General features: G+C 62.4%; 24 protein-coding genes and 1 pseudogene. 14 read left to right on the top strand and 11 right to left on the bottom strand.

What is annotated here, in order from left to right; all coding sequences use genetic code 11:
• Positions 1-47 precede the first annotated feature (47 nt).
• Entirely contained in the window at positions 48-899 is an 852-nt protein-coding gene (locus tag QN084_RS20675; protein WP_259362961.1) for a DeoR/GlpR family DNA-binding transcription regulator, read from the top strand.
• On the opposite strand, the gene QN084_RS20670 is transcribed toward QN084_RS20675, so the two are convergent.
• Positions 888-1,829, bottom strand: coding sequence for a LysR family transcriptional regulator (locus QN084_RS20670; protein WP_021473043.1), 942 nt, complete (start codon positions 1,827-1,829; stop codon positions 888-890). The two genes, QN084_RS20675 and QN084_RS20670, sit on opposite strands and share 12 nt — an antisense overlap.
• 122 nt (positions 1,830-1,951) lie before the next feature.
• On the opposite strand from QN084_RS20670, the gene QN084_RS20665 reads away from it, so the two are divergent.
• From QN084_RS20665 to QN084_RS20655, 3 genes are read left to right on the top strand one after another with little or no spacing between them, the layout of a single operon-like run.
• Positions 1,952-2,944, top strand: a complete 993-nt coding sequence (locus tag QN084_RS20665) for a DUF1852 domain-containing protein (RefSeq protein ID WP_031216727.1) — start codon at positions 1,952-1,954, stop codon at positions 2,942-2,944.
• Positions 2,945-2,964: 20 nt separating this feature from the next.
• On the top strand, positions 2,965-4,011 hold the full coding sequence (locus tag QN084_RS20660) for a methionine synthase (protein ID WP_069695645.1): 1,047 nt from the start codon (positions 2,965-2,967) through the stop codon (positions 4,009-4,011).
• Between the two features lie 2 nt (positions 4,012-4,013).
• Positions 4,014-4,586, top strand: a complete 573-nt coding sequence (locus tag QN084_RS20655) for a flavin reductase family protein (RefSeq protein WP_069695646.1) — start codon at positions 4,014-4,016, stop codon at positions 4,584-4,586.
• Positions 4,587-4,985: 399 nt separating this feature from the next.
• On the opposite strand, the pseudogene QN084_RS20650 reads toward QN084_RS20655, so the two are convergent.
• A pseudogene (locus QN084_RS20650) lies at positions 4,986-5,575 on the bottom strand (aldehyde dehydrogenase family protein); the annotation flags it as partial.
• Between the two features lie 82 nt (positions 5,576-5,657).
• Here QN084_RS20650 and QN084_RS20645 point away from each other — a divergent pair.
• From QN084_RS20645 to QN084_RS20615, 7 genes are all read left to right on the top strand, one after another.
• Complete coding sequence (locus tag QN084_RS20645; protein ID WP_259362960.1) at positions 5,658-5,909, top strand: hypothetical protein; 252 nt, start codon at positions 5,658-5,660, stop codon at positions 5,907-5,909.
• The gene (locus QN084_RS20640) at positions 5,906-6,034 is read left to right on the top strand and encodes a hypothetical protein (protein ID WP_259362959.1); all 129 of its coding nucleotides are present in this window, start codon (positions 5,906-5,908) and stop codon (positions 6,032-6,034) included. The genes QN084_RS20645 and QN084_RS20640 overlap by 4 nt, the downstream gene beginning before the upstream one ends.
• 93 nt (positions 6,035-6,127) lie before the next feature.
• Complete coding sequence (locus tag QN084_RS20635) at positions 6,128-8,101, top strand: helix-turn-helix domain-containing protein (RefSeq protein WP_069695649.1); 1,974 nt, start codon at positions 6,128-6,130, stop codon at positions 8,099-8,101.
• A gap of 157 nt (positions 8,102-8,258) precedes the next feature.
• The gene (locus tag QN084_RS20630; protein WP_069695650.1) at positions 8,259-9,509 is read left to right on the top strand and encodes an iron-containing alcohol dehydrogenase; all 1,251 of its coding nucleotides are present in this window, start codon (positions 8,259-8,261) and stop codon (positions 9,507-9,509) included.
• Between the two features lie 36 nt (positions 9,510-9,545).
• Complete coding sequence (locus QN084_RS20625; RefSeq protein ID WP_069695651.1) at positions 9,546-11,021, top strand: NAD-dependent succinate-semialdehyde dehydrogenase; 1,476 nt, start codon at positions 9,546-9,548, stop codon at positions 11,019-11,021.
• Between the two features lie 67 nt (positions 11,022-11,088).
• Positions 11,089-12,456 (top strand): MFS transporter, encoded by a 1,368-nt coding sequence (locus QN084_RS20620; RefSeq protein ID WP_069695652.1) that lies wholly within the window; start codon positions 11,089-11,091, stop codon positions 12,454-12,456.
• 21 nt (positions 12,457-12,477) lie between these two features.
• The gene (locus QN084_RS20615; protein ID WP_139126833.1) at positions 12,478-12,867 is read left to right on the top strand and encodes a hypothetical protein; all 390 of its coding nucleotides are present in this window, start codon (positions 12,478-12,480) and stop codon (positions 12,865-12,867) included.
• A gap of 18 nt (positions 12,868-12,885) precedes the next feature.
• Here QN084_RS20615 and QN084_RS20610 read toward each other — a convergent pair whose 3' ends face one another.
• Entirely contained in the window at positions 12,886-13,008 is a 123-nt protein-coding gene (locus QN084_RS20610) for a hypothetical protein (RefSeq protein ID WP_264398830.1), read from the bottom strand.
• A 198-nt stretch (positions 13,009-13,206) separates the two neighbouring features.
• Here QN084_RS20610 and QN084_RS20605 point away from each other — a divergent pair, with 198 nt between their 5' ends.
• The 3 genes from QN084_RS20605 to QN084_RS20595 all read left to right on the top strand — a co-directional run bounded on the left by QN084_RS20605 (position 13,207) and on the right by QN084_RS20595 (position 17,029).
• Positions 13,207-14,397: an FAD binding domain-containing protein gene (locus QN084_RS20605; RefSeq protein ID WP_069695654.1), complete on the top strand. Its 1,191-nt coding sequence runs from the start codon at positions 13,207-13,209 to the stop codon at positions 14,395-14,397.
• Between the two features lie 145 nt (positions 14,398-14,542).
• The gene (locus QN084_RS20600) at positions 14,543-14,983 is read left to right on the top strand and encodes a cupin domain-containing protein (protein WP_069695655.1); all 441 of its coding nucleotides are present in this window, start codon (positions 14,543-14,545) and stop codon (positions 14,981-14,983) included.
• Positions 14,984-15,175: 192 nt separating this feature from the next.
• A complete protein-coding gene (locus QN084_RS20595) occupies positions 15,176-17,029 on the top strand; it encodes a helix-turn-helix domain-containing protein (RefSeq protein ID WP_069695656.1) in 1,854 nt (617 codons plus the stop codon).
• Positions 17,030-17,044: 15 nt separating this feature from the next.
• Here the strand turns inward: QN084_RS20595 and QN084_RS20590 are convergent, their stop codons facing one another.
• The 8 genes from QN084_RS20590 to QN084_RS20555 form a co-directional block, all read right to left on the bottom strand.
• Positions 17,045-18,139: an XdhC family protein gene (locus QN084_RS20590; RefSeq protein ID WP_069695657.1), complete on the bottom strand. Its 1,095-nt coding sequence runs from the start codon at positions 18,137-18,139 to the stop codon at positions 17,045-17,047.
• Positions 18,123-19,334 (bottom strand): vWA domain-containing protein, encoded by a 1,212-nt coding sequence (locus tag QN084_RS20585; RefSeq protein ID WP_206599694.1) that lies wholly within the window; start codon positions 19,332-19,334, stop codon positions 18,123-18,125. Before QN084_RS20585 ends, QN084_RS20590 begins: the two co-directional genes overlap by 17 nt.
• Before the next feature lie 3 nt (positions 19,335-19,337).
• On the bottom strand, positions 19,338-20,225 hold the full coding sequence (locus tag QN084_RS20580; protein ID WP_069695687.1) for an AAA family ATPase: 888 nt from the start codon (positions 20,223-20,225) through the stop codon (positions 19,338-19,340).
• Between the two features lie 12 nt (positions 20,226-20,237).
• Positions 20,238-22,715 (bottom strand): xanthine dehydrogenase family protein molybdopterin-binding subunit, encoded by a 2,478-nt coding sequence (locus QN084_RS20575; protein WP_083262004.1) that lies wholly within the window; start codon positions 22,713-22,715, stop codon positions 20,238-20,240.
• A gap of 2 nt (positions 22,716-22,717) precedes the next feature.
• Positions 22,718-23,287: a (2Fe-2S)-binding protein gene (locus tag QN084_RS20570; protein ID WP_069695658.1), complete on the bottom strand. Its 570-nt coding sequence runs from the start codon at positions 23,285-23,287 to the stop codon at positions 22,718-22,720.
• Positions 23,284-24,162, bottom strand: a complete 879-nt coding sequence (locus QN084_RS20565; RefSeq protein WP_069695659.1) for an FAD binding domain-containing protein — start codon at positions 24,160-24,162, stop codon at positions 23,284-23,286. Before QN084_RS20565 ends, QN084_RS20570 begins: the two co-directional genes overlap by 4 nt.
• A gap of 393 nt (positions 24,163-24,555) precedes the next feature.
• The gene (locus QN084_RS20560) at positions 24,556-25,785 is read right to left on the bottom strand and encodes an MFS transporter (RefSeq protein ID WP_069695660.1); all 1,230 of its coding nucleotides are present in this window, start codon (positions 25,783-25,785) and stop codon (positions 24,556-24,558) included.
• Positions 25,782-25,907: a hypothetical protein gene (locus QN084_RS20555; RefSeq protein ID WP_259362956.1), complete on the bottom strand. Its 126-nt coding sequence runs from the start codon at positions 25,905-25,907 to the stop codon at positions 25,782-25,784. The genes QN084_RS20560 and QN084_RS20555 overlap by 4 nt, the downstream gene beginning before the upstream one ends.
• Between the last annotated feature and the right edge of the window lie 74 nt (positions 25,908-25,981).

Here is a 25,981-nt window from a genome sequence, read left to right as displayed (position 1 = left end):
GGGCCGGAACTAGCATGGTAACCACGGCCACGGGAAGGAGACCGGGAATGCTGAGCGCAAACGCGCGGCGCGAGGAAATCTACCACCTCGCTGTCACCACTGGCCTTGCCTCGGTGGAGGAACTCTCCGCCCGGTTCGAGGTGACCGCCTCCACCATCCGCCGCGACCTGGCTCTCTTGAATAGCCAAGGCCGGCTGGCCCGCACCTACGGTGGCGCTATGGCGCTGGGAGCCCACCCCGAAGCATCGCTGCGGCAGCGAACAGGCGAAGCATTCGAGCAGAAGCACGCCATCGCCCGCTGGGCCGCGGCAGTGATCGTTCCCGGTGAAAGCATCCTCCTCGACGCCGGGTCCACCGTCGGAGCCCTCGCCCACGAACTGCAAAAGTTCGAGAAGCTGTCCGTCACCACACCGGGCCTGAACATCATGCAGGAACTTGCCGATTCCGACCGCATAGAAGTGGACTGCATCGGTGGCCGCCTCCGGAGTGTCAGCCAAAGCTTTGTGGGCCCACTCGCTGAAGCGGCCTTGGAACGAATGAGCTTCGACCGTGTCTTCCTCGGCGCGGACGCCGTCACGGCCGATGACGGCATTTGCGAAGCCGACCATGCCCAGACCCGCTTGAAGGAACTCATGGCCCGCCGCGGCAACCACGTCTACGTCCTCGCCGACTCGACCAAGCTCGGACTCCGGCCCTTCCACGCGTGGGCCCGGCTCGCGCTCCCATGGACCCTCGTCACGGACGACGGTGCCGAGCCTGAACAAGTCCGGAAATTCGTCGACGCCGGCATCAAGGTTGAGCTGGCCGAGGTCGCGAAGACCGCGGCAACCGGCCCGGCTGCAGACCAGGATCACCGACAGGGTAACAACCCGTCCGCTCGACCGTATTCAGTCGAGTAGCGCTACGCCGAACTCAGCAACCACGGCGCGCAATTCCTCGAGGTAGCGCTGTGCTTGGTCAGTGAGCGGAATCGAGGCGTGGCCGATCCAGCCGATCTCGATGCGTTCGTCAACGTCGAGCGGGATGGCTACGATCTCCGGGTCGAGCTCCCCGCTGATGATGCCCGTCGAGATCGTATAACCGTGGAGCCCGATCATGAGGTTGAAGATCGTGGCACGGTCGGACACCCGGATCTCCTGCTTACTGGACAGCGTGGAGAGAATCTCCTCGGCGAAGTAAAAAGAGTTGTTCGCACCCTGATCGAAGGTTAGACGCGGCAAGCCGGCGAGGTCAGCGAGAGTCGCACGCTCCTTGGAGGCGAGCGGGTGCTTTCGTGAAATGAAAATGTGCGGATCGGCGAGAAAAAGCGGAGTGAACGCGAGCCCTGATTCCCGGAGCAGCTTATCGATAACCTTCCGGTTGAAATCGTTTCGGTAGAGGATACCTATCTCGCTGCGGAGTGTCCGGACATCCTCAATGATGTCCCAGGTGCGGGACTCACGGAGCGCGAACTCGTACTCGGCCACCTCAGTGGCCTTGACCATCCGGACGAAGGCGTCCACCGCGAACGAGTAGTGCTGCGTTGAGACTCCGAGCAGACGTCGCGTTGGTGGCCTGCCAAGGTAGCGCTGCTCAAGGAGAGAGAACTGCTCGACGACCTGCCTGGCGTAGCCAAGGAACTCTGCCCCATCGGCGGTAAGGGTGACCCCGCGCGCTGAACGAAGCAGGAGCGCACGGCCCACCCTGGCCTCAAGCTCCTTCATCGCTGCGGACATTGTCGGCTGCGCTACGTAGAGGAGATCGGCAGCCGCGGAGATCGACCCCTCAGCGGCAACTTCAATGAAGTAGCGGAGCTGCTGCAGGGTCAATCCGCTTGAAATCTGAGGCATAGGGAAAGTCTATATGAACGCATAGTAAGCACGAGTTACTTGATACCCCCTGAAACTCGGCACCATGGATGCATCCCCTTTTTGAAAGGCCGTCCCGGCCCATCACCACGGATTGGCAGCGCATGGCAGACGACTTCACCTTCAGCATCACCACCACCCGCTTCGACGAGGACTACTCCCCCTCGGTTGGCTCCCGGATCACGACGAATTTCGCCAACCTGGCACGGGGCGAGCACCGCCAGGAGAATCTTCGCAACGCCCTGACCATGATGCGGCGCCGCTTTAACGACCTTGCAGACTGGGATAACCCGGACCGGGACCGTTACGCCCTCGAGCTTGAGATCGTCTCCGTGCAGATACAGCTCACCGAGGACGGAACGGATCAGCAGTTCCCGCTGTTCGAGGTCCTCGACATCCAGATCCTCGACCTGCTGAACGGAGTCCGTCACCAAGGCATCGTGGGAAACAACTTCTCCTCCTACGTCCGTGACTTCGACTTCAGCGTCGTGCTGCCGGCGGCAGCAGACGACTCGGGCAAGCCCACCGTTCCCGAGGACTTCGGCGATCTTCACGGCAAACTGTTCCAGCACTTCCTCGATTCCCCCGAAGGCCAGGAACGCTTCCCGCAGCCGCCAGTGGTCTGCATCAGCGTCTCCACGAGCAAGACGTACCGGCAAACCGGAAACCGTCACCCGGTCCTGGGGGTCGAGTACCAGCAAGACGAGTTCTCGCTGACGGACGCGTACTTCGCAAAAATGGGGCTGCAGGTCCGCTACTTCATGCCCCGCGGCAGCGTTGCACCGCTCGCCTTCTACTTCCGCGGCGACCTGCTCAACGACTATTCCAACCTGCAGCTCATCGGCACGATCAGCACCATGGAGACGTTCCAGAAGATCTACCGCCCGGAGATCTACAACGCAAACTCCGCCGCCGCCCACGTCTACCAACCGAGCCTGGGAGAGCAGGATTTCTCGCGGACCCAGATCGCTTACGACCGCGTCGAGCGCAGTCAGCTCGCAGTCACGCAGGCGAAGTACACGGAGGAGCACTTCATCACGCCCCACAAGGATCTGTTGGACCAGTGGACCGCCAACTACCCCGCCCTCGTCAACTGACCCACGGAGAATCGTCAATCATGAACACACTTTTGCCCACCACCGTTGTCGGAAGCCTGCCGAAACCATCCTGGCTCGCACAGCCAGAGACTCTGTGGTCCCCGTGGAAACTGGAGGGAGAAGCGCTGCTCGAGGGCAAGCAGGATGCTCTGCGTATCGCGCTCCACGAGCAGAGCCGACGCGGCATCGACATCGTCAGCGACGGCGAGCAAACCCGCCAGCACTTCGTCACCACCTTCATTGAGCATCTCAGCGGAGTCGACTTTGAACAGCGCAAGACCGTGCGCATCCGCGATCGCTACGACGCCAGCGTGCCGACCGTCGTCGGAGCGGTGCGCCGCGAGCGGCCGGTATTCGTCGAAGACGCAAAGTTCCTCCGCGCAGCCACGGACCAGCCGATCAAATGGACTCTTCCCGGTCCCATGACGATGGTGGACACGCTCTTCGATGACCACTACAAGAGCCGCGAGAAGCTCGCCTGGGAGTTCGCCACGATCCTGAACCAGGAGGCCAAAGAACTGGAGGCGGCCGGCGTGGACATCATCCAGTTCGACGAGCCCGCGTTCAATGTCTTCCTCGATGAGGTCAAAGACTGGGGCGTGGCTGCGCTTGAGAGAGCGGCAGAAGGGCTGCGTGCGGAGACCGCCGTGCATATCTGCTACGGCTACGGGATCAAGGCCAATACTGACTGGAAGGCGACGCTCGGCTCACAGTGGCGGCAGTACGAGGAATCGTTCCCGCTGCTGCAGAGCTCCAGCATCGACATCATTTCTCTGGAATGCCAGAACTCCCACGTGCCCATGGACCTCATCGAGCTCCTCCGCGGCAAGAAGGTCATGCTTGGGGCAATCGACGTCGCAAGCGAGACCATCGAGACCCCGGAGGAGGTCGCCGACACCCTCCGCAAGGCCCTCAAGTTCGTCGATGCGGACAAGCTCATCCCCAGCTCCAACTGCGGCATGGCACCGTTCCCCCGGGACGTCGCACTGGCCAAGCTGAGTGCCCTCAGCGCAGGGACCAACATCATTCGCGAGGAACTCGCGCGCTCCGCCCCCAGGGCGTCATAACGATGTTTCACGCCTACCCCGCAGACACTTGGTTCGGGGCTCCGACTCAAAGCTTCCCGTCTTCCCTCTCGGCCGACGACTTCAAAGCATTGTTCCGTGGCCACCCCGGAGGTGTCGCCGTCATCACGGCCGATGCCGGCGAAGGACCGGTGGCACTGACGGTGTCGTCGGTGGTGTCGGTCAGCGCGGAACCTCCGTTGCTGATTTTCTCGGTCTCGGCACTGTCCTCTGCGTCGGATGTGCTTTCCCGCGCCGAGACCGTCGTCGTGCACCTGCTGGACGCGCACGACGTCGACTTGGCGAAGTTTGGCGCAACCCCCGGCGCCGACCGCTTTGACCAGACGCACCGCTGGTCGGCCCTTGCAACCGGCGAAGCGGTGTATGACGACGTCCGCGCCTGGGTGCGCTGCGCCGTCATCGATCGCATGGAGGTAGGGACCTCCACGATCATCGCCGTTCACGCCCTGGAGTCCCGGGTGCTGCGTGACGTCCACGCGGGCGAACCCGGCGATGCTCTGGTTTACCACAACCGTTCATGGCACCGACTGGGCGAGCATTCCAGGCTTGAAGGCTGAGCGCCGCGCGTAGCCCGGGACGGGAAACCTAAGGCTCACGACGGCGGGAGGAAACTCCCGCCGTCGTCCTCGTTATGAGATACACATGTCAAGCTTGGAAACACTAATTACCCCTCTGACGAGGAGTCATGCCGTGCCCGAGGTAAGACTCGAAGGGGATTCCCGGCCTTGAATATCCGCCATTCCGGCCAGAACCTCCGCAATCCAGCCCTGTCCGGCACCGGCACGGCCTACTCCATGACCTAGATGTTGGATACTGTCCACACCCCCGAAGCTCCCCGCCAAGTGCCTCTTCAACAGCTGTTCCACCTCCCTCATCCCTTTATGGCCCGCAGCAAAAGGCCTCCAACGTTGCGATGACGGGAGGCCCCTTGCGGTTCGGGGAGTCGAACAGCGTGGTCAGCTGGCGAAGGGGTCGGCGATGCCGATGTACTGGGTATAGAGGTATTCCTCGATGCCCTCGAGGCCGCCTTCCCGGCCCAGTCCTGACTGCTTGACCCCGCTGAAGGGTGCCGCGGCGTTGGAGACCACACCGACGTTCAGGCCCAGCATGCCGGTTTCCAGGCGTTCGCCCATCCGGATGCCCCGGTTGAGGTCCCTCGTGAAGACGTAGGCGACGAGTCCGTACTCGGTGCTGTTCGCCAGCCGGACCGCCTCATCCTCGGTGTCGAAGGTGATGATCGGCGCGACGGGCCCGAAGATCTCCTCGGACAGGATCCGGGTCCCTTCACTGACGTGGAGAAGAAGCGTCGGTTGGTAGAAATAGCCTGGACCTTCCACGGGTGACCCTCCCGTGATTAGGACGGCACCATCGCTCACAGCGTCGGTGACGAGTTCGTGGACCTTGTCCCGGCTCTTCGCATCGATCAGCGGGCCCACCGTGGACTCGGCCTCGGTGTCCCGGGCCGTGGTCATGCGGCGTCCTCAACCACGACGAACGGGGCATTCCCGCCGAGCTCCATCGACATCCGCAGGACCGCCTTCGCGCTGGTTACGGACACGATTTGGCAACTCGCAGATTTGCTGGGGGCGCTGAGACTGACGTTTCTGACGGTCCTTGCCATCAGTTCGATGGTGTTCTGGATCATCACCCAACACGACCTCTGGGAAAGACCCCTGCGTGAGGACCTGCTGGAACGATACAAGGCTTCCCTATACAACACTTCCACTGTGTGGTCACTGACGATCGGCGTCGTGATCAGCTACGTCCTGCTGTTCGTTGCCGTGCTGCTGGCCGCCGTTTTCACCATCGACGACGGCCTGCTGGCTTTGACCCTGCAGCACCCGTTTCCATGTGGGACTTTATGGAAGTGGCATGGATGACCGCCTCGGCGGCGCTCATCGGTGGAGCGCTGGGCTCGGGATTCGAGTCGAAGGACGACATCCTTCGAGCGGCATACGGCCAACGGGAACGTCACCGTCGCCAGTCAGTTGAGGCAGACGAGTAGCCCGGACCAAACCAAGCGGTTCCACAATGATCCCGTTGCCGGCTACCTGTCCACGGGTTCATTCCTATAGCTGGCCCGGCTACCATTGGCGCTATGGGTGCACAAGAAGGTCCGGCCTTCCGTGCACGTGCCGCCCGGATTGACGGGCTGGCCCTGGGGCGGCTTCTCTCCCTCCTCGTCGATGGCGTCTCTGCTGAGGAACTCGAGCCCCGGCTGGAAAGCATGCAGGCGAGCAGCCTCATCGACCCGACGACGGCCGCTGCCGTGCGAAGCCTCAACACCAGGCTCTGGGAAGCAGGCAGGCGCGAGGGCCTGCTTCGCGTCCTGTATGACACCGCCACGGACCTGACGGGTATCCGCGATGTGGAGGCTGTACTCAAAGCCATCGTTCGCAGGACCCGTTCCCTCATCGGGAGCGATATTGCCTACCTGAGCCTGAATGACTACGCGACCGGGGAGTCATACATCCGGGTGACAGACGGCGCCGCAACGGCACAGTTCCGCAACATCCGGATGCCCCTCGGGGAGGGTGTCCTGGGTGCCGTGGCTACCGGCGAGGCGCCCGCACAAAGTGCTGATTACCTTCGCGACAACACCAAGACACACCTTGAGTCAAGCGATGCTGCCGTCGCGGCCGAGGGCGTCAAGGCCATCATGGGTGTCCCGTTGCGGGTCGAGGGCAAGGTCATCGGTGCCCTCCTCGTCGCCGACCGTCGTGCGCACACCTTCAGCAGTGACGATGTCGCCTTGATGGAATCCATCGGCACCCACGCCGCCGTCGCCCTCGAAAACGCCCGCCACTTCACCGAAGTGGCGGATGCACTCGCCCGGCTGGACCAAGCCCAGCGTCAAAACCTCGCGCATGTCAGGGCACTCGAGGAGCTGGCATCTCTTGACCGGCGGCTGATGGAAACGCTCGCTTCCACGGACAGCCTGCCCGCCCTGCTGCGGCTGCTGGGCGAATCGATGGACGGCGAGGTTTTCGTGGTCTCGCCAACGGGCCAACCGATGGCGGGGACCGTGCCGGGTACCGACTTCGGCAGCCCGGCCGCGTTGAGCGCCGCAGAGATGTCCGCGGCGCAGACGCTGCCCGTGCCCTTCACCGCCAACGGACTGGACTACACCGTAATGTCCGCTGTTGCCGGTGACCAGCATCTCGCATCACTCGTGGTTGCGGGGCACCTGACACAAGAGAGGACCGCGGTCCTTGAACGCAGTGCCCTGGTGCTCAGCGCCGCGCTCCTTTTTGAGCGCACCTACCAGGAAGCGCAGTACCGTCTCCAGCTCGAGCTCATCGACGAGCTCCTGAACCCCCGCTCTGAAAACGTGGAGGCAGTGAAAAGGAGGGCAGGCCGGTTCGGGCTTGCCGAGAACCTCCAACTCGTGGTCCGCGTGGTAGGAGTCAGCGATGACCAACGCCAGCGGGCGCTGGCGGTACTTAGGCGGCATACCGAGGGCCGCCCCGGCATTACCGCGCTGCACGAATCGCATCTCTGCATCATTGAGCCGCCCGCCTACGACGGCGACGGACCCGCTTCGGCAGCGATGTCCGGGAGGACAGCGGGTGGCCAGGCGATTGTCGACGCACTCAAGCGGCAGCGCATCGAGGCCACCGTGGGCTCATCTGAAGCTGTGACGGGATTCCCGCGGTTGTCGGCGGCCCACGCCGAGGCCCACGCGGTGTTGGGCGCACTGCAGGCGTTGGGACGGCATGGGGAGGCCGCCGACAAGGCCGCACTCGGCACGGCCGGCATGCTCCTCGGAGCAATGGAGAGCCCGTTTGCGGCCCAACTGCTGGCCGCCCAGCTTGGCCCGCTCCTGAACTACGACGCAATGCGCGGTACCCAACTGGTTCAGACGGCGTGGACTTTCCTTGAAAACGACAGCTCCATGGCTGCTGCGGCCAATGCCCTGCATATCCATGCCAACACGTTGCGGCAGCGGCTGGCCAGAATCGACAACATCCTGGGCGAAGACTGGCGCCGGGGCGGACGCTCATTGGACGTGCACGTCGCTTTGCGACTGTGGCGGCTGCAATCGGCGGGAGTGGGCGGGCGCACGCCCTGAAGCCGGCCGGGACACCCAACCGTGTCACTTCGCCACATGTTGACGCCATCATTATGGCGGGAACATCCATATGCTGCCTCACACGACTCTGGAACGATGAGATCCACGGCAACTGTCAGGTAGCCGAAGACCCCAAATCCCTTAGGAGTTAGTCACAATGTCGTGTGCGCATGAGGCGGGCATCCGGCCCACTACTTTCGGCGTCCTGCGGTTGCCGCGGACTGTTGTCGTCGGCGCCAGTCAGCGATTCGCCGTCGCCGGAATTGCGGCCGAAATCGGCAGCAACGTCCTGGTGTGCACGGACCCCCGGGTTGCCGCCTCAGAGGAACTGCAGGAACTGGTGCGGACCCTTGAAGGCCAAAACCTCACTGTCCGCGTGTTCGGTGAAACCGAGGCGGAACTCCCTGTCCCCGGCATCATCGCCTGCGTTGAAGAACTCAAGGGCCAGGACATCGACGTCATCATTGGGTTCGGCGGGGGAAGCTGCATGGACATGGCCAAGGTAGTGTCAGTGCTGCTGACCCACGGTGGCGTGCCCAGCGACTACTACGGCGAGTTCAAGGTCCCGGGACCGGTCAAGCCGGTGATCGCACTCCCGACGACGGCGGGCACAGGCTCGGAGGCCACGGCCATCGCCGTCGTGTCCGACCCTGGACTCGGCATGAAAATGGGCATCTCGAGCCCGCACATCATTCCGTTCGCATCCGTATGCGATCCCGAACTCACCTATTCCTGCCCGCCATCGCTGACGGCGGCCACCGGCGCAGATACGTTCGTGCACCTGATCGAATCCTTCACTGCAATCACCCGGAACCCCACCCCGACCCTTGCCAGCGAACGCGTCTTCGTTGGCAGGAATGTCCTGACCAACTCCCTCGCCCTGGACGGAATTCGTCTGGTGGGCCGCAGCCTGGCCACCGCCTACAAGGATCCGGACAATGTCGAGGCGCGCGGAGACATGATGCTGGCTGCGCTCTACGGCGGCATCGTCCTCAGCAACGCCGGAACCGCTGCTGCCCACGCCATCCAGTACCCGGTCGGCGCGCTGACGCACACGCCTCACGGCGTCGGCGTCGGACTCCTGCTCCCCTACGTCGTCCGCCACAACTTCAGTGCGATCATCCCCCAACTGGGTCAGATCGCCGAGGCCCTTGGACGTGACATCAAGGGCATGGACGCCCGGGACGCAGCGGTCGCAGGCGTCGAAGCCATCGACGAAGTAATCGCCGCCATCGAACTGCCTTCCACACTGGCCGAACTCGGCGTCAAGGAAAACGACCTTGCCCGGATCGCCGAACTGTCGCTGAACTCGAAACGGCTCATCGACAACAACCCCCTTCCGCTCAACCTCGCAGCAGTCGGGTCCATAGTGCAGGCCGCCTTTGCAGGCGACCGCACCATCCGCTGAGGCCAACACTCCCCAACAAGAAGCAAAGGTTCTGCCATGACCCTCCTTTCCACCCTGGAACCGCTTGATCTCGAAGGACTGACGGTTCCCCGCCAACTGCTCATCGCAGGACGCTGGCGGGACGCCGCGGGCGGCGGAACAGTCGACGTCGTCAACCCCTCTGACGCGACCGCCATCACTGCGATCGCCGACGCCGACGTCGCTGACGGTCTCGCCGCCGTCGACGCTGCCGCGGACGCACTGGCCGATTGGGCCGCTACTCCCCCGCGCCAACGGGCCGAAGTCCTGAGCCGCTGCTTTGACCTGATGACCGAACGAAGCGAGGAGCTCGCCCGCCTCATCTCCCTCGAAAACGGCAAGGCACTTCCGGACGCCCGCGGAGAGGTGGCCTACGCTGCGGAGTTCTTCCGTTGGTATGCCGAGGAAGCTGTCCGGATCATCGGAGACATGTCCATCTCCCCCTCCGGAACCAACCGCATACTGGTCCAGCACCAGCCAATCGGCGTTTGCGTCCTGATCACGCCGTGGAACTTCCCGGCCGCCATGGCCACACGCAAACTGGCACCGGCGCTGGCCGCCGGCTGCACTGCCGTGCTCAAACCAGCGACCCTGACGCCCCTGACCTCCCTGGCTATTGCCCAGCTGATGGTCGACGCCGGTGTCCCGGCCGGCGTCGTCAATGTTGTCACCACGAGCAAGACCAGCGACGTCATGACGCCGATACTCGCCGACCCCAGGGTGCGCAAGCTGTCCTTCACGGGTTCCACGGGCGTCGGGCGGCACCTGCTGCGCCAGGCCGCGGACAACGTCCTCAAGTGCTCAATGGAACTGGGCGGCAACGCGCCGTTCCTGGTGTTCGAGGACGCCGACTTGGACAAGGCCATCGACGGCGTGATGGTCGCCAAGATGCGCAACGGAGGCCAGGCCTGCACGGCAGCCAACCGGATCTACGTCCAACGCGGTATCCAGGCCGAGTTCGCCGGCCGCCTGGCCGCCCGCATGGCCGGCCTCACCGTTGGCCCCGGCACCGATCCCGCAACGGAAGTGGGACCCCTTGTTGACGAAGCAAGCGTCATGAAGGTCGATGCCCTGGTGCGCGACGCTCTCAACCAAGGTGCCCGCCTGCTGACCGGCGGACAGCTGCCCGCCGGGGACGGCTACTACTACCCGCCTACGGTGCTGACCAACGTGCCGCTGCACGCCCGGATGGTCAGCGAGGAGATCTTTGGCCCCGTCGCTTCCATCATCGGGTTCGACACGGAAGAGGAAGCCGTCGCGGCCGCCAACGACTCCGAGTACGGTCTCGCGGCGTATGTGTTCACCGAAGACTTCCGCCGCGGGCTGCGGATCGCCGAACGCATTGAAAGCGGCATGGTTGCTGTGAACCGCGGCCTGGTATCGGACCCGGCAGCCCCGTTCGGTGGCGTGAAGCAAAGCGGACTGGGACGCGAAGGCGCCCACCAGGGCCTGCTGGACTTCACCGAAACCAAGTACATCGCAGTGGATTGGTGAACCGGGCCCTACCTGGCGCACCGTCCTGCAACAACAACACTGTTTGACTATCGAAAAGAAAAGATCAATGACGCTCCCTTCAACGACTGCCGCCAAGACGAATCGAGTGCCCTGGCGCGTGTCCCTGGCCAGCTTCGCCGGCACCACCATTGAGTGGTACGACTACTACATCTTCGGCCTCCTGGCCGCTACCGGCGTGTTCAGCCGGCTCTACTTTCCCGAGCAGGACCCGGCCACCGGGCTCCTCCTCGCCTTCCTCACCTACGCGGTAGGCTTTGTGGCCCGTCCCTTCGGCGGCATGTTCGCCGGACACTACGGCGACAAGATCGGCCGTAAGCCGATGCTGGTACTGTCCCTGCTCCTGATGGGCTTCGCTACCCTGGCCATGGGCCTGCTCCCCACCTACTCACAGATCGGCGTTTGGGCCCCCATCCTGCTGACTGTGCTTCGCCTGGTTCAGGGCTTTGGTGCCGGCGCGGAATGGGCAGGAGCAGCCATTATCTCCACCGAACATGCCCCCGAAGGCCGCCGCGGTTTCTTCGGCAGCTTCACTCAGATGGGTGTCCCTGCCGGCATGCTGCTTGCCAACTCATCCGTTCTGGCCGTCAAGGGCAGCGTCCCGGCCGACGTCTTCGACGCCTGGGCCTGGCGCGTTCCCTTCCTGATGAGCGTGCTTCTGATCATTGTTGGCCTTGTAGTGCGGGCGAAGCTCGAAGACTCCGAGGACTTCAAAGAACTCGTTGCGAAGAAGCAGACCGCCCACAACCCGCTGGGTGATGCCCTGAAGAAGGAAAGCAAAGGCGTCTGGCTGGTGGTCGGCATGCGTCTGGCGGAAAACTCCGCCTTCTACCTCTACACCACATTCTCGGTTGTCTACATCATGCGGACCTTCGGCGCCGAGCGTGCCAACCAGGGCTCCATGTCCGTGCTGATCGCGTCCGCCATTGGCGTGATCGCGGTTCCGTTGTGGGCCGCATTGTCCGACCGGATTGGCCGCAAGCCGCTCTACCTCTTCGGCTCAATCGGCGGCCTGCTGTTCTTCCCGCTTTACTTCGTCATGACGGACACCGGAAGCGCGCTGATGGCCACGCTGGCCATCATCATCGGCCTCGCCGTCTTCCACAACTCGATGTACGGCCCGCAGGCTGCATTCTTCAGCGAGCTCTTCTCGACGAAGCTCCGCTACAGCGGCGCCTCCATGGGCTACCAGTTCGGATCGGTCCTGGCAGGGGGCATCGCACCGCTGGTTGCCGTGGCCCTGCTCAATGCAGGTGAGGGCGAACCCGGTTGGGTGATCCTGTACTTCAGCTTTATCGGCATCGTCACGGTGGTTTCGGCGGTCCTTGCGCCCGAAACTGTCAAGCGCGTCCGTGGTCGCCTCGAAGCGGCACCTGTTTCCGCAACCAACCCGTCGGACGAGGCCCGCGTGCACTAGGCGCTTGCGCCGAAGAAACCCATGAGCACCCGATGGTGCCGGGCGCGCCGAGCCCGGCAGGGCTCCCCGCCCGCCGCCCTTCGGCGTCCCCGGCGGAACTCGCGGCAAATTGAAGAAGCCGCGCAGTCGTTGGCGAAGAAACCCCGGGCCGTGGTCTTCCGCGTATCGATGCCCTTGGTTCTGCCTGGTGTGGCATCCGGAGCGCTCATGGTGCTACTGACAACCCTCAAGAAGATTCCAGCAACACTTATGCTTCGTCCAACCGGATGCGAGACCCTCGCCACGCGGCTGTGGACCCACACGTCGGTGGAGGCGTACTCGGCAGCGGCGCCCTACGCCGCACTGTTGGTGGTTCCCGCGATTACCCCGACGTGGATCCTGGTGTCACGCGTCTTCAGGGAGGCAAAGTGAGACCCGTTCGCTGTGTATCTACGTTTCACTGCTTTCACCCTCGGGGACATCCCCTGCGTCCGGAGTATCGTGCACTTTTTTCGGGATCTTGCCTTCAACATCCGCAGGTACCGGAGGATCCTTCTCTTCATGAGTCGACATGAGCCAAGCATAAGCTGCTCACCACCGATGCCCGGTAAGCAAACGGCCCTTGGGCCACACAGGAGCGTGTGTACCAACACATAGCTTGGCTGGTTCTTATGGTCTCGTGCACCTTTGTCCACACTGTCGGACAGCCCACACTGGACGTAGTGATTGTGGTTACCGATGACGCAATAAGCTGGCGAAGGAGCTAACAGAATGACTACCCATAATGGCAAGCGGGCCCTGGTCCTCGGAGGATCCGTTGGCGGCCTCACCACAGGGTTGCTGCTCAGGGAACAGGGATTCGATGTCACGATCTTCGAACGGACATCCACCGAGCTGGGCAACCGCGGCGGCGGCATCGTGCTTCAGCCGGACACCCTCAGGTGGTTCCGTGAACGAAGCAGCATCAGCCCTGAGGAAGTAAGCACTTCGACGCAATTCCTCCGCTACCTCGGCGATGGTAACGAAATCGTGTTCGAAGAGAAGGCGGAGTGGCAGTACAGCTCCTGGAGTGTCATGTACAACTCCCTGCTGGCCGACTTTGGCCGGGAGAGCTACGTCTTGGGCGAGTACGCCGTCGGATTCGATCAAGATGTTGATGGTGTAGACGTCCGGTTTGTCAGCGGCCGCAATGAACGCGCTGACCTCGTGGTCTTTGCCGATGGCATCACCTCAGTTGGCCGTAGGCGCCTCTACCCTGAAGCTGATTTGTCCTACTCAGGCTACATAGGTTGGCGCGGAACCGTCCTGGAAAGCGACGTCTCTGCGGCAACGGCAGAGCTGCTCGGAAGTTCCCTCACCTACTCGGTTGGGCCGAACACCCATATCTGCATGTACCCCATCCCCGGCCCTGACAACGGCTTTGAAGTTGGTAAGCGCCTGCTTAACTACGTCTGGTATCGAAATGTCGCCGAGGGTCCTGAACTCGACGAGATCCTGACCGACAAGCGTGGGTTTATCGGTTCCGTTTCGGTCCACCCTGGACAGGTACAGGACCGCTACATCACCGAAATGAAGACGGCTGCCAAGGAATTGCTGGCACCTGCTGCCGCCGAACTGGTCAACCTTACTGCGGAGCCGTACATCCAACCTGTCCTCGACGTGCGGTCACCCAGGATGGTTGAAGGCCGCGTGGTCCTGATCGGCGATGCCGCGTTCGCGGCCCGCCCTCACGCCGCAGCTGCGGCTGCCAAAGCAGCGGCAGATGCGTGGGCATTGGCAGAAGCTCTTGGTGAGAACGAGAGCATCACTACGGCGCTGGCCAAATGGGAACCGGGGCGACTTCAGCTCGGTAACAACCTCATCGACCGCGTCACCAGCATGGGTGCGCGGTCCCAATTCCAAAACACCTGGACCCCGGGAGACCCGGAGCTCAGGTTCGGGCTCTACGGTCCCGGCGAATAGTTCTGCCGGTGCTCCGGCGATGCGGCACTGTCCGCGACGCTACGACCATGGTCAGCCACCGTCTGAAGCTGTTCGGACATGGCAGGCGTTATGTGGTTTTCCGACACACAATCACTACGGATCCCCTGAAAGGGGCGCTGAACGCATGACTGAAACACGATTCCTCTCTGACCTCCCCCTCGCCGGCGACCTTATCGGCACCAACTTTGAAGGGTGGTCCGACGACCTTCGCCGCGAATTCGAAGAGTACGCCTTTGATGGCAATGTTGGATCCAGACTTTTGAGCGAAAACGACCGGGTTCGTGTCTGGGAGATCAGGCTTGCCCCAGGAGAGCGCTGGCACGCGCACCGGCACGTTCTGGACTACTTCTGGACGGCCGTCACAGCAGGACGAAGCCGCCAGCACACCTTCGATGGCACCACGCGGGAGGTGTCCTACCAACCAGGAGAAACCCGGCACTTCCACTTCGGTGCGGGTGAGTACCTGCTTCACGACATCGAAAACGTTGGCGACGGCGAGATCATCTTCACCACGGTCGAGCATATGAATTCGGAGAACCCACCGCTGCCGCTTGACGAAAAGTAGAAGGGCTGGTGGGAGGGTCCCGGGCTTTCGCTTTCAGCGAGAGTCCGGGACCCTTTGCTTCCCATACCTAGGTCTGGAAACATAATGCAGGCACAATGGTGTACCCCTGCACATTGCCTGGAAGGTGAGGGTGCTCGCAGGCTGGGACTTCTCTGCTGAACGCCCAATTGGGGATTCGTGAAAACTTGGAAGGTGAAAGTGCGACCGGACCGCATAGCCGAGCAGTTGCAGGGGTGGCTGCACGCTGTCGCCGAGATTGGTTCGGCGGTGAACCATGGAGCTTCACTGGATGTCCTGCTCTCGGTGATCGCCGAAACCGCCTGCCGGCTGATGGACTACGACTTTTGCGCCATCACGCTGCCAGACCCGGAGCATCGAGTGCTGTTGATCAGAGGTTCTTTCGGCCTCTCCGGGGACTACATCCGGGATGTTAACGCAACCCATCCCATTCGGCTGCATGGAGTTTCAAACCCTGCCCCTTCGAGCCAGGCATTTACCCTTGGCGTCGCGGTCCAAGTCGCAGATACCCGAACGAACCCCTCTTTCGGGCCTTGGGGCGGAGTAGCCTCAGACCAGGGCTTCCTGTCCATGATCTCGGTGCCGCTGAACACTGCAAGCGAGATCCTCGGCACACTCAATTGCTACACAACAGCCGCCCACGCCTTCTCGGAGGAAGAGGAGGCACTTTTGACGATGTTGGCCGATCAAGCTGCCATCGCCATAACGACAGCCAGATTGAAAACAGACCAAGCGCGGACCATCGAACACCTGAACCGCACGAACGCGACCCTGGAGGAACAGTACGACCTTCAGCGCCAAGGTGCGGAGGTTCACGAACGACTCACTGCCCTCGCCTTGGAAGGAGGCGGCGTTCCCACCGTTTCGGCCGCCTTGGCCGAGCTCATTGACCGTCCCGTGACGGTCCGGGGGGCAAACGGCGCGCTCCTATGCAACTCCTTGGCAGGAGCCGACTCATTGCCCGGCATCCTGACCCGGAAGACGAGCTACCAGCATCCCGAACCAGCGGCAGCAGGACCGCAACCTCAGGTTCTCGCGCAAACCGAGGTACTGTCCGGAAACGGCGTCCCAGTTTCAGTCCTCCATGCACCTGTCATGATCAAGGACGAAATCGTCGCATGGATCTGGACAAGTGGTGAACTGGAAGCGCTGGGCCCCTTGGACCGACGCACCATAGAACACGCGGCGACGGTCATGGCTCTTGAGCTGCTTCGGACCCGGACCGCAGCCGAAGCAGCCTGGAGGCATTCCGGGGAAATACTTTCGGGACTGCTCAGTGGTGCTGTCCGGGGGTCCACCGCACTTATTAACCAGGCTGCAAGTCTCGGCCACGACCTGTCGCAACCCCACGCTGTGATGGTCGCGAGGTACGACGACGGCCTTGAGGGGCCGCTGCAGTACCGGCTGGCCTCGACGCTCATGCGCCTCAGCGAGAACACTACGCCCAAGCCCCTCCTCGGTATGCACGGAGGCTACGTCGTCGCCCTTTTGCCGGTGGGTAACCAGCCGCTGGAGTCCGTCCGGGCAGTCTCCGAAGACATCCGCCGCAGCCTGGCAGGCAACAGCACGGCAGCGAAGTCGGCCATCACAGTGATCACCGGACCGGTCAACGATCCCTCCAGTTATCCCGAAACCTTCGACGTCGCCCGGGGTGCTGTCGAGCTCGCTGCCCTTCGCGGCCTGCACACCCGTACGCTTGTCCTATCCGATCTCGGCATGGCCGGCCTGTTCCTGCAAGTGCCCGACGCGTCTCGGCTCGAGAGCTACTGCGAGCAAGTCCTGGGTCCACTAAGGACCTACGACCGGGCGCAAGGTACAGCGTTGCTCCCAACGCTTTCGGCCCTGATCAGGAACGACCTCAACACCAAGTCAACTGCAGAACAGCTGTTCGTCCACAAAAACACCGTCGACCAGCGGCGGAGGCGGATCGAGGACGTTCTCGGGCTGCAGCTCACCAGCATCGACGCACTGACGCACATCAGTACTGCGCTCACGATCGACGACGTTATCCAGGCCCGTGCCACCTAGACATGTGCAGTCATTTCAGGCGTGGATCGGCATCGACAACTCGCGCAGCTGCTGTCCCGAGCCGCCCCATTTCAAGGCAATAATTTCGGCGGCGATCGACACAGCTGTTTCTTCCGGCGTTCTGCCCCGGAGATCCAAACCGATCGGTGAGGACAGCCGCTCGAGTTCGGCGGCACTCACCCCGGCGCCGCGGAGCTTATCGAGTCGGTCAAGGTGGGTACGCCGACTGCCCATTGCCCCGATGTAGGCTGCCTTGGTCCTGAGCGCCTCAACGAGTAGCGGGACGTCGAATTTCGGGTCGTGCGTCAGCACGCACAACACCGTCCGTTCGTCGACGGTCCTGGATTGAAGGAATTTGTGGGGCCATTCGACAACAATCTCGTCTGCCTCCGGGAACCGCTGCCTGGTGGCGAAGACAGGCCGGGCATCGCAAAGGGTCACGTGATAGCCGAGGAACTTGCCCATCCGCACCACAGCGGCCGCGAAATCGATGGCGCCAAAAACGATCATCTCGGGCGACGGAGCGAACGATTCGACAAACACCGTGATGTCTTCCATCCGCCGCTCGCCATGACGACCAACATGTACAACGCCGTTGAGGCCCTGAGCCAGCATTCCTTGCGAGACTTCCGTGACGCTGTGGTCCAGTGAATGCTCCCCGAAGGAGCCCCTCGCAGAATCTGCGGTGACCATCATGTGTGCTCCAACCTCAGCAAGGCCGCCGATGACCGTCGCAATCGCAACAGGGCTTCGTCTTTCCACCAGTTCCGCGACTTCCTGAAGCCTCCGGAACCTTTCAGCGGTCACCAGTTCAACAAACATTTCAATGGTGCCTCCGCACGTGAGTCCCACCGCAAATGCGTCTCCATCCGAAACCCCGTACGTTTGCCGAACAGGCAAGCCGGTGACCAGAACGTCCTGCGCGAGTTCAAACACAGCGCTCTCGACGCATCCTCCGGAGACGCTGCCCACCACGTCGCCGAACTCCGACACGGCCATCGCGGCGCCGGCCGACCGTGGTGAGGAATGCCATGTTTGTACTACTGTGGCCAGCGCGAACCGGGTGCCCTCACGGTACCAGCCGCTTATTTCCTCAAGAATGTCTCTCACTGGCGGGGCCTTTCATGGTGTTCGTTTTAGTGCCGGCCAGAACGGAGGCCAAGCTCTCCAGGCTGGCAATGTTGTGTCCGGCACGGAAGTCATCAATGTAGGGAAGGGCTGCGGCCATCCCCCGGGCGAGCGGTTGATAGCGGGGATCGGACTTCAAAGGGTTGAGCCAGATGAGCCTGTGGCAGAGGCGGTGGAGACGTTTCATGGCTGTCGCCAATACCTCCGGCTTATCGTGATCCAGACCGTCGGAGCAGATAACCATGACGGCCCCGCGCAGGGCGTTGTGCCCATGCTTGCCCTCCAGAAGCGCGGAGAAGGAACTCCCAAGACGGGTACCACCGTCCCAGTCGGAAACAATTTGCCCCACGAGTTCCAGGGCGCGGTCTGCCGACGCGGACCGTAAGGCTTCGCTGACCCGGCGTAGGTTGACACCGACGGTGAAAACCTCGACGTGCTCCCCTGCCCTGGCCAAGGCATGCGCGAAACGCAGTACTGCCTGCCCGTACGCGCCCATGGATCCCGAGACATCCAACAGGAACGTGATGGGACGTTGCCGGATCCTCCTGCGACGGCGGCGCAGCCGTGTCGGTTCCCCGTCGGTTGACAACAGAAACCTCAACGTACCGCGCATGTCCAGAAATGGGCCGGTCCGGGCCGTGGTCCGTCGCCGACTCAACCGGTGGTCCAACCGCAGGCGCAGATGACGGATGATTTGGGCGGATTCCTGCCGCTCCTCCTCAGTCATCAGGGCAAAGGATTTTACGCGGAGCCGTTCTACTTCGCTGGCAATGACCCTTGCCTCTCTTGGCAGCTCCAGTAGCTCTTCGCCGACCTGCAGGTTCGTCGGTGGCCGTTCGGCTTCCCCGGATTCCTCGGCTAAGACACCGAGGCGGGGTTTGGCAGCGGGCGGCGGATCAGCGATGGACGCATTCTCCGAAAAATACTCGTTGAATGCCAGTGCGTAGGCAGCGTAGGCGGCGGCGTCTGTAGCGAACACCGCCCTCCCTGCCCAGAACAGCTCGGCCGGGGTGAAGTCGCCGAGCTCGTGAACGGCGGCATGGAAAGTGATCGTCTGGGAGGTCGACACCGGCACCCCGCACCGGCGGAGCACGGCAGCGAAGCCTGCACACATCTGTGCCGGATCGGAACGGTCGTCAGCGTTCTTGTCCTCCCTCTGACCGGTCAGGAGCTCCATCGTTCAGTCCTGGGCAACTGGAATGACATCATCAAGGTGCGCCAGAACCGTGCGTTGGTCATCGACGTCCTTGACGAGCGCGGCCATGGCGGCTTTGGCTGACTCTCGGTCCAGGGACATGACGCCCAGCATGTGCAGGGCGCTTGCCCAATCCAGTGCCTCCCCCACGCCAGGCCGGTGCACAAGGTCAAGGCCGCGGATCCTGGCAACGGCTCCGCTTACTTCCATGGCCAGCGAGTGGGGTATGTCCGGGGCCCGGAGCTTGATGATTTCCAGCTCACGTTCGGCGTCCGGGTGATCCACCCAGCTGTACAGGCAGCGCCTCCGGACAGCATTGTGAAGCTCGCGTGTCCGGTTGGAAGTCAGGATGACCATCGGCGGCCGCGCGGCGCGCACCAATCCCACTTCAGGAATCGTCACGGCGAAGTCCGAGAGCAGCTCGAGAAGGAACGCCTCAAACTCGTCATCGGCACGGTCGAGTTCGTCGATGAGCAGGACGGCACCGTCGCCTTTCTCCAGCGCCCGGAGCAGCGGCCGGGCAATGAGGAATTCCTGGGAGAAGACGTCGCGGTGTCCTTGCCCTTCCCTGACAGCAAGCAGCTGCCTGGGGTAGTGCCAGTCATAGAGGGCCTGGCTGACGTCAATGCCTTCATAGCACTGCAACCGGATCAGTTCCCTGCCAAGCAGACTCGCGAACGCATGGGCAATTTCCGTCTTGCCTACACCGTTTTCCCCTTCCAACAGGAGTGGACGGTTCAGTTTCAGTGCCAGGAACGCTGCCATGGCGAGGTCGTCGCCTGCGAGGTAATCCACGCTGCGGAGGCTGGCCTGCAGCTGGGCCGCGCAAGCAGGGGCGCCCACCTGCGCGGCCGAACCGAGGGTATCGATCATGGGATCCACCGCCTACGGCTTCCGAGCCTTCGAAGCAAGGACGTCGGAGACAATCCGCGACGGTTTGATGGGCAGCTCCGTCACTCGCATGTCGAATTCCCGAAGCGCGTCGTCCACCGCTTGCGACAGTACGCCGGGTGTGGCCATGCGGCCTCCCTCTCCGCCTCCCTTAATACCAAATTCCGTATAGGGTGAGGGCGTCTCCACGTGGCCAAGCTTCATGGTGGGCACCTCATGTGCGGAAGGTACAAGGTAATCGCGGAAAGAAGTTGCCAGGAACTTTCCGTCCTCGTCATAGGGCAATTCCTCGAGCAGTGCCTGTCCGATTCCTTGAGCTGCGCCGCCGGTAACGTGGCCTCCCAGGGTGATAGGATTGACGATCGTTCCCGCGTCGTGCACGGCTGCGTAATCAAGGATCTTCACCATGCCGGTATCCGGGTCGACTTCGACGACGGCGATGTGGCAGTTGTGACCCATGATGGGGTAGAAGATACCCAAATCGGTCCTGTCAGGTGAGGGCAGTGTGGTGATCGGGTGGTCGTAGGTGTACTGCTCTTCCATCCCGCTGGTCATGCCTGGCGGGAGATTGAGGGCGAAGAAGTACGCGGTTGCCGCCACTTCGCCCAGGGATTGCCCCACCTCGGGAGCGCCCTTGACCTGAACACGCCCGTCCGTAACCTCAAGGTCTTCGGCCGGCACTTCGAGGGTGTGGGCGGCGATCTCGATGATCTTCTTCTGGAGCTTACGTGAAGCTCCCCGGATGGCACCGGTCACCATGACGGTGAATCGGCTTCCGCCCGGGCCCGTCCCCGGAAGCGCGTGGGCGGTATCCGCGTACCGGATATTGACCTTGGAGGGGTCGACTCCGAATTCTTCGGCCACGACCATGGCAGCGACAGTCTCGGGGCTGTTACCCCACATCGCCTGCGAGTGCAGTACTACTTGGAACTCGCCGGCCGGATCGATGGAGACTGTCGCGCTCTCCGGGCTGGATGTGATGGGGAAGGCCGGCTCGTCAAACCAGTACCAGAACTCCGTGGAACTGAAAACGCTTCGTTCCTGGGTCGAAACCAGACCGATTCCGATGTACCGGTTCTCTTCCTCCCGCAACCGCTTTTGTTCCCGTCGCCAGTGCTCAACGTCAATGAGGGACAGGGCTTCATCGAGCACGGCATCGTAGTTTCCGGAGTCGTAGAGGTTGCCGCCGGGAATCTTGTAGGGAAACTGCTCCACCTGGATGAAGTTCTTGCGGCGGATGTCCTCGGGCTTCAGCCCGGTTTCCTTTGCGGCAAGATCGACGAGGCGTTCAAGGACCCAGTTTTGCACTTCTGAACCGAAGCCCCGGTAGGCCCCCTGCTGACACTTGTTGGTCAGGACGGCCTGCAGATGGTAGCGGAGGCTGCCGATGCGGTAGGGCCCCACGGATTGTGAAAGGGCGTTGCCATGGGTGCCTACTCCGAACTGGAGGTACGCGCCATAATCGTCGACGACGTCTATGTCCAGGCCCAGGAACGTGCCGTCGGATTTCAAGGCCAGTTTGGCGTCGTAGTAACGGTCCGATGCATGATGGTCGGAGTTCAGGGTGTGGTCGAGCCGATCCTCGATGTAGGCGACCGGCTGGTTGGTCTGCAACGCCAGGAACCCAGCAAGCGTGGGGACCTTATGGGCGGTGAATTTACTGCCAAAGCTGCCGCCAGCGGGCACGGGGTTGATGGTGATGCGGTTGCTGGGGACTTTCAGCGCTGTGGCAATCAACCACACAAAGTAGCTGAAGTTCATCGAGTTGCAGTAAATCTCGAGCACGCCATTAAAGCCTGGGCGCGCGATCGCTCCCGTTGTTTCCATCGGTGTGCCGGCTGTGCGCCCCCAATGAAGGCGGTCGGAGACGATGATGTCTGCCTCATCGAAGTCTTTATCAAACTCTCCGAAGGTGAACGTGCGTTCATAGGCGAGGTTGGAACCATGGACCTCATGCACAAGCGGTGAGTCCGGGTCCAGGGCCGCCATGGGGCTGACGATGGGAGGCAGCTCCTCAAACTCCACCTTCAAAGCATCCACGGCGTCCTCGGCAATGTAGCGGCTGTCTGCGACGACGGCGACAACCGCCTCGCCGAAGTAGCGGACTTTGCCGACGGCCAAGGGGTATTGCTGGATCGTGGAGGGGCCGAAGTTCATGCAGGGATTCATTTTTTCCCGGCAGTCTTCGCCCGTGAATACTGCGACGACACCAGGAATCTTCAGCGCCTCCGTCGCATCGATCGAGACAATCCGTCCGTGCGCTATCGGGCTCCGGTACATGGCTGCGTGCTTCAGGCCGGGTATACGGACATCCGAGATGTACCCGCCCCTACCGACGAGCAGTCGGGGGTCCTCGACCCGTTTCATGCTGCGACCGATGTATTTGTACTTGCTGCCAGGAGGTGCAGGAACGCTTTCCGTACCGCTTGCGTGGTTCCCTGCGGTGGCCTGTGCGTGAGCTGTTTCGGTCATGATCAGGCCTTCCCTTCCGTAGCCGGGCTATCGCCCGTGCCGGCACCTGCGGCGATGGGTGCTGGAGATTGCTTGCTGAGCTTCCGTGCAGCACACTGAACGGAATTTACGATGTTCTGGTAGCCGGTGCAGCGACACAGAATGCCGGATATTCCATCACGAACCTCCTCGTCTGTACGGTGCTGTTGTTCGGCGAGCAGTTCCTTGGTGCGGAGGACCATGGCGGGCGTGCAGAACCCACACTGGAGACCGTGTTCCTCGTGGAAGGCCTCCTGGATGGGGTGGAGGTTGCCCGGGTCAGCTGACAGGCTCTCAACGGTCTCTACTTCGTGTCCGTTTGCCTGGACGGCGAGCATCAAACAGGACCGGACCGACTGGCCATCCAGAAGCACGTTGCAGCAACCACACGCGCCCTGTTCGCATCCGAGGTGGACGCTGACCAGTTGGAGATCTTCACGCAGCCAGTCAGCCAGCGTGGTGCGGGTGTCGACGTCGCGCGTGAATTCTTTACCGTTGACTGTTACTGTCACCGCGCGACGGTAGGCGCTGTCAGTAGTGGACTGCGTGGTCATGACTGGTCTCCCTTCTTGCCGCGGTTGACCGCAGCCCGGATGGAACGTGCAGTGATAACACCTGCAACGTGTTGCCTATAGGCTCGTGTGGCATGAATGTCATCGCCATTGCTCACCTGCTCGGTGACGGTTTGGGCGGCCAACAAGATGAGGTCCTCGCTTGGCTTCTGGCCGAGCAGCATTTGTTCAGCGACGGTGGCCCGCAGTGGCCTGTCCGCAATATTGGAGATCCCAATCGAAACCGAGGCGACGGCGCCGTCCTCGGCAAAGGTCATCTGCGTTGCAGCCGAAGCGAGAGCACGTTCGCCGACGCGGCGGGAGAGCTCTACGAAGCCATGTCCGTCGGCCCGGTGGGCACGGAACCTTATTGCGGCCAGCAGCTCGTCGGGTCCCAACGAGTTGACCCAGGATCCGACAAAAAAGTCTGGGGCCTTCACGGTCCGGGTTCCGCTCGCACCCACTACGACCATCTCAGCATCCAGGGTCACTGAGGCACAGGGTAGTTCTGTCGCCGGGTCAGCGAAGGATATGCTTCCGCCGACCGTGCCCCGGTGGCGGATTTCCGCGTGCCCGATGAAAGACACCATCTCGGCCAGCAGTGGAAGCCGGTCGTGAATGGCCGGGTTTACCTCGACCGCGTGCTGGCGAGCTCCTGCGCCGACCTCAATGTAGTCACCGTCCTGAGCGATTCGCTTCAGGTCTTCGATGCGGTTGATGTCAATCAACACCCGGGGCTTGGTCAGGCGCATGCTGATGCGTGGCATGAGGCTGAGGCCACCAGCCAGGATCATCGCGTCCGAGCCATGGTCGCGCTTCAGTTCCACCGCTTCTTCGAGCGTTTCCGGATCGTAGTAGGCGAATGCCGACGGTTTCATCGCGCTCCTTTGCTGCAGGCCGCGCGGGCGCCGAAGCTGAACGCCTCAGGGTCCTCGGCCACGTCGTTACGGGCTATCACGGGGGGCTTCATTGCTCTCCTTCAAAACGGAACCTCACAGTCGGCGCTCGGCCGATTGGGTTCTAACTCTGCCCTGTCCGGGCAATCAAACCTATGGTCCCCAAACACTGTCTTGAGCGCTTCATGTGTGTCTGCACACACATCGTGGGCTCTTCGGAGTTGATAACGTCACCTGTTGGGCCACACCTCATTGATTCAGTTGCCAGTGCCGTAGCAAAATTACTACACGTCAATTCCACCCGTTGAACTTCATGGCTGGCTGCACGCAGCCGACCCAGCAAGATGGGTCCGCCGTCCACGCTCTCGCTGCACTTTATGGCAGATCAGCCCGCTGAGGTGACTGGCGGCTATCCACGGCGGACTTCAGCGAACGGGGCAGCGCCACAATAGGAACCAGCCACAGTGCAGTGACAACGAACAGGGCCGTCCCGATCTGCTCGTGCTGAATGGCCGCGGCAAACAGGGGCGTACCCAAGACCACAAGAGTGTTTGCCAGCGCGTTGAGGAGCCCAACCGCGGCTGCCGGGCGGTCTGGCCGCCATAGCTGTGCACCCCGCAGAACCGCGGCGAACGGCAGCCCGCTTGCCAGGCCCAAACTGAGGACAACTGCCACCGCTGCAAGCGGCGTCGACGGAACGTACAACGCTGCCGTTGCCACGGCGCACACAGTTAGTGAAGCCGGTAAAACCCACCGGAGGCAGTGGGGGTACTTACTTGCAATGAACCCGCCAAGCGGCCGGCTTGCCATGGTCATCAGCAGGATGAGGGAGGCGATCACCGACGCACTTCCAAAGGGAAGATTCCAGCGGGTGTGCAGGATGACCGCGGCCCAGTTGCCGAGGACTACACCGAGCCCAAGCGTCGCCGCATGGATAGCGCCAAGCCGGTGCAATTCCCAGTCACGGAGTACGGGACGCCGGACCCGATGAATGGTTGGGTGGGGCTTGCTGGGAATGTGGGCCGGTACGCACACCCACACCAAGGTCAGGGCCAGGGCCGCAACGGCAGCACAAGTCAACCAGGCCGATCTCCAGCCCAACGCTGGCTCGAGCGCGGGAATAACGGCAATGGCGAGTCCCCCAAAACCTATCGCAGCGCCGCCAAAAGCGCCGAGTCCGACCACTCCGATCCGGGCCCTCCTCGCCAGCTCCGCACCCACCACGAAACCCACGGCACTGCCCGCCCCACCCAAAATGCGCGCCACGAAAGCAACGGGCAGCAACGGAATAGCGGCGGCGGCAAGATAGGACAGAATTACCAATGCAAGGCCGAAGAATGCCGTGCGCCTGGCACCGAAGCGGTCTACCAAATGGCCGGCTGGTAACTGCATGGCAGCATATGGAATGGCGAGCACCGTCGTGAGAAGCCCGATGGTGATGAGGTCGGTGTCGTAAGCCTCGGAAAGCCTGCCGGCATCGGCACCCGCTGCTGTCAGGCCCCAGCCCCCGGCCCCGGCTGCCAGACATGCGGCGATAAGAACCGATTTCTTACCGGCGGTGTCCCGTTCCCCCTGTGTTGCCTGGGTTGCCGGTTCGTTCGTCAAGCGTCGTAACCGATCAGCATGACGAGGTAATGCGCGTCCCGAACATCAACGCCCTGCCGTCTGGGGTCTTCGTAGAGGCTGCTGCCCAAAAGGGCGGCCAGGGTTTCAAGGGGACTGAGCATGGTTCATTCACTTCTTCCGGTTCGTTCGTGGATCCGACGGGACTTGCGTCCCAGTATGGATTCCAGCCGCTCAT

It is taken from the genome of Paenarthrobacter sp. R1, assembly GCF_030264015.1.
GTDB lineage: Bacteria > Actinomycetota > Actinomycetes > Actinomycetales > Micrococcaceae > Arthrobacter > Arthrobacter ureafaciens.
Note: the sequence above shows the minus strand (reverse complement) of the source record. Positions and strands in the feature narration are given on the sequence as shown.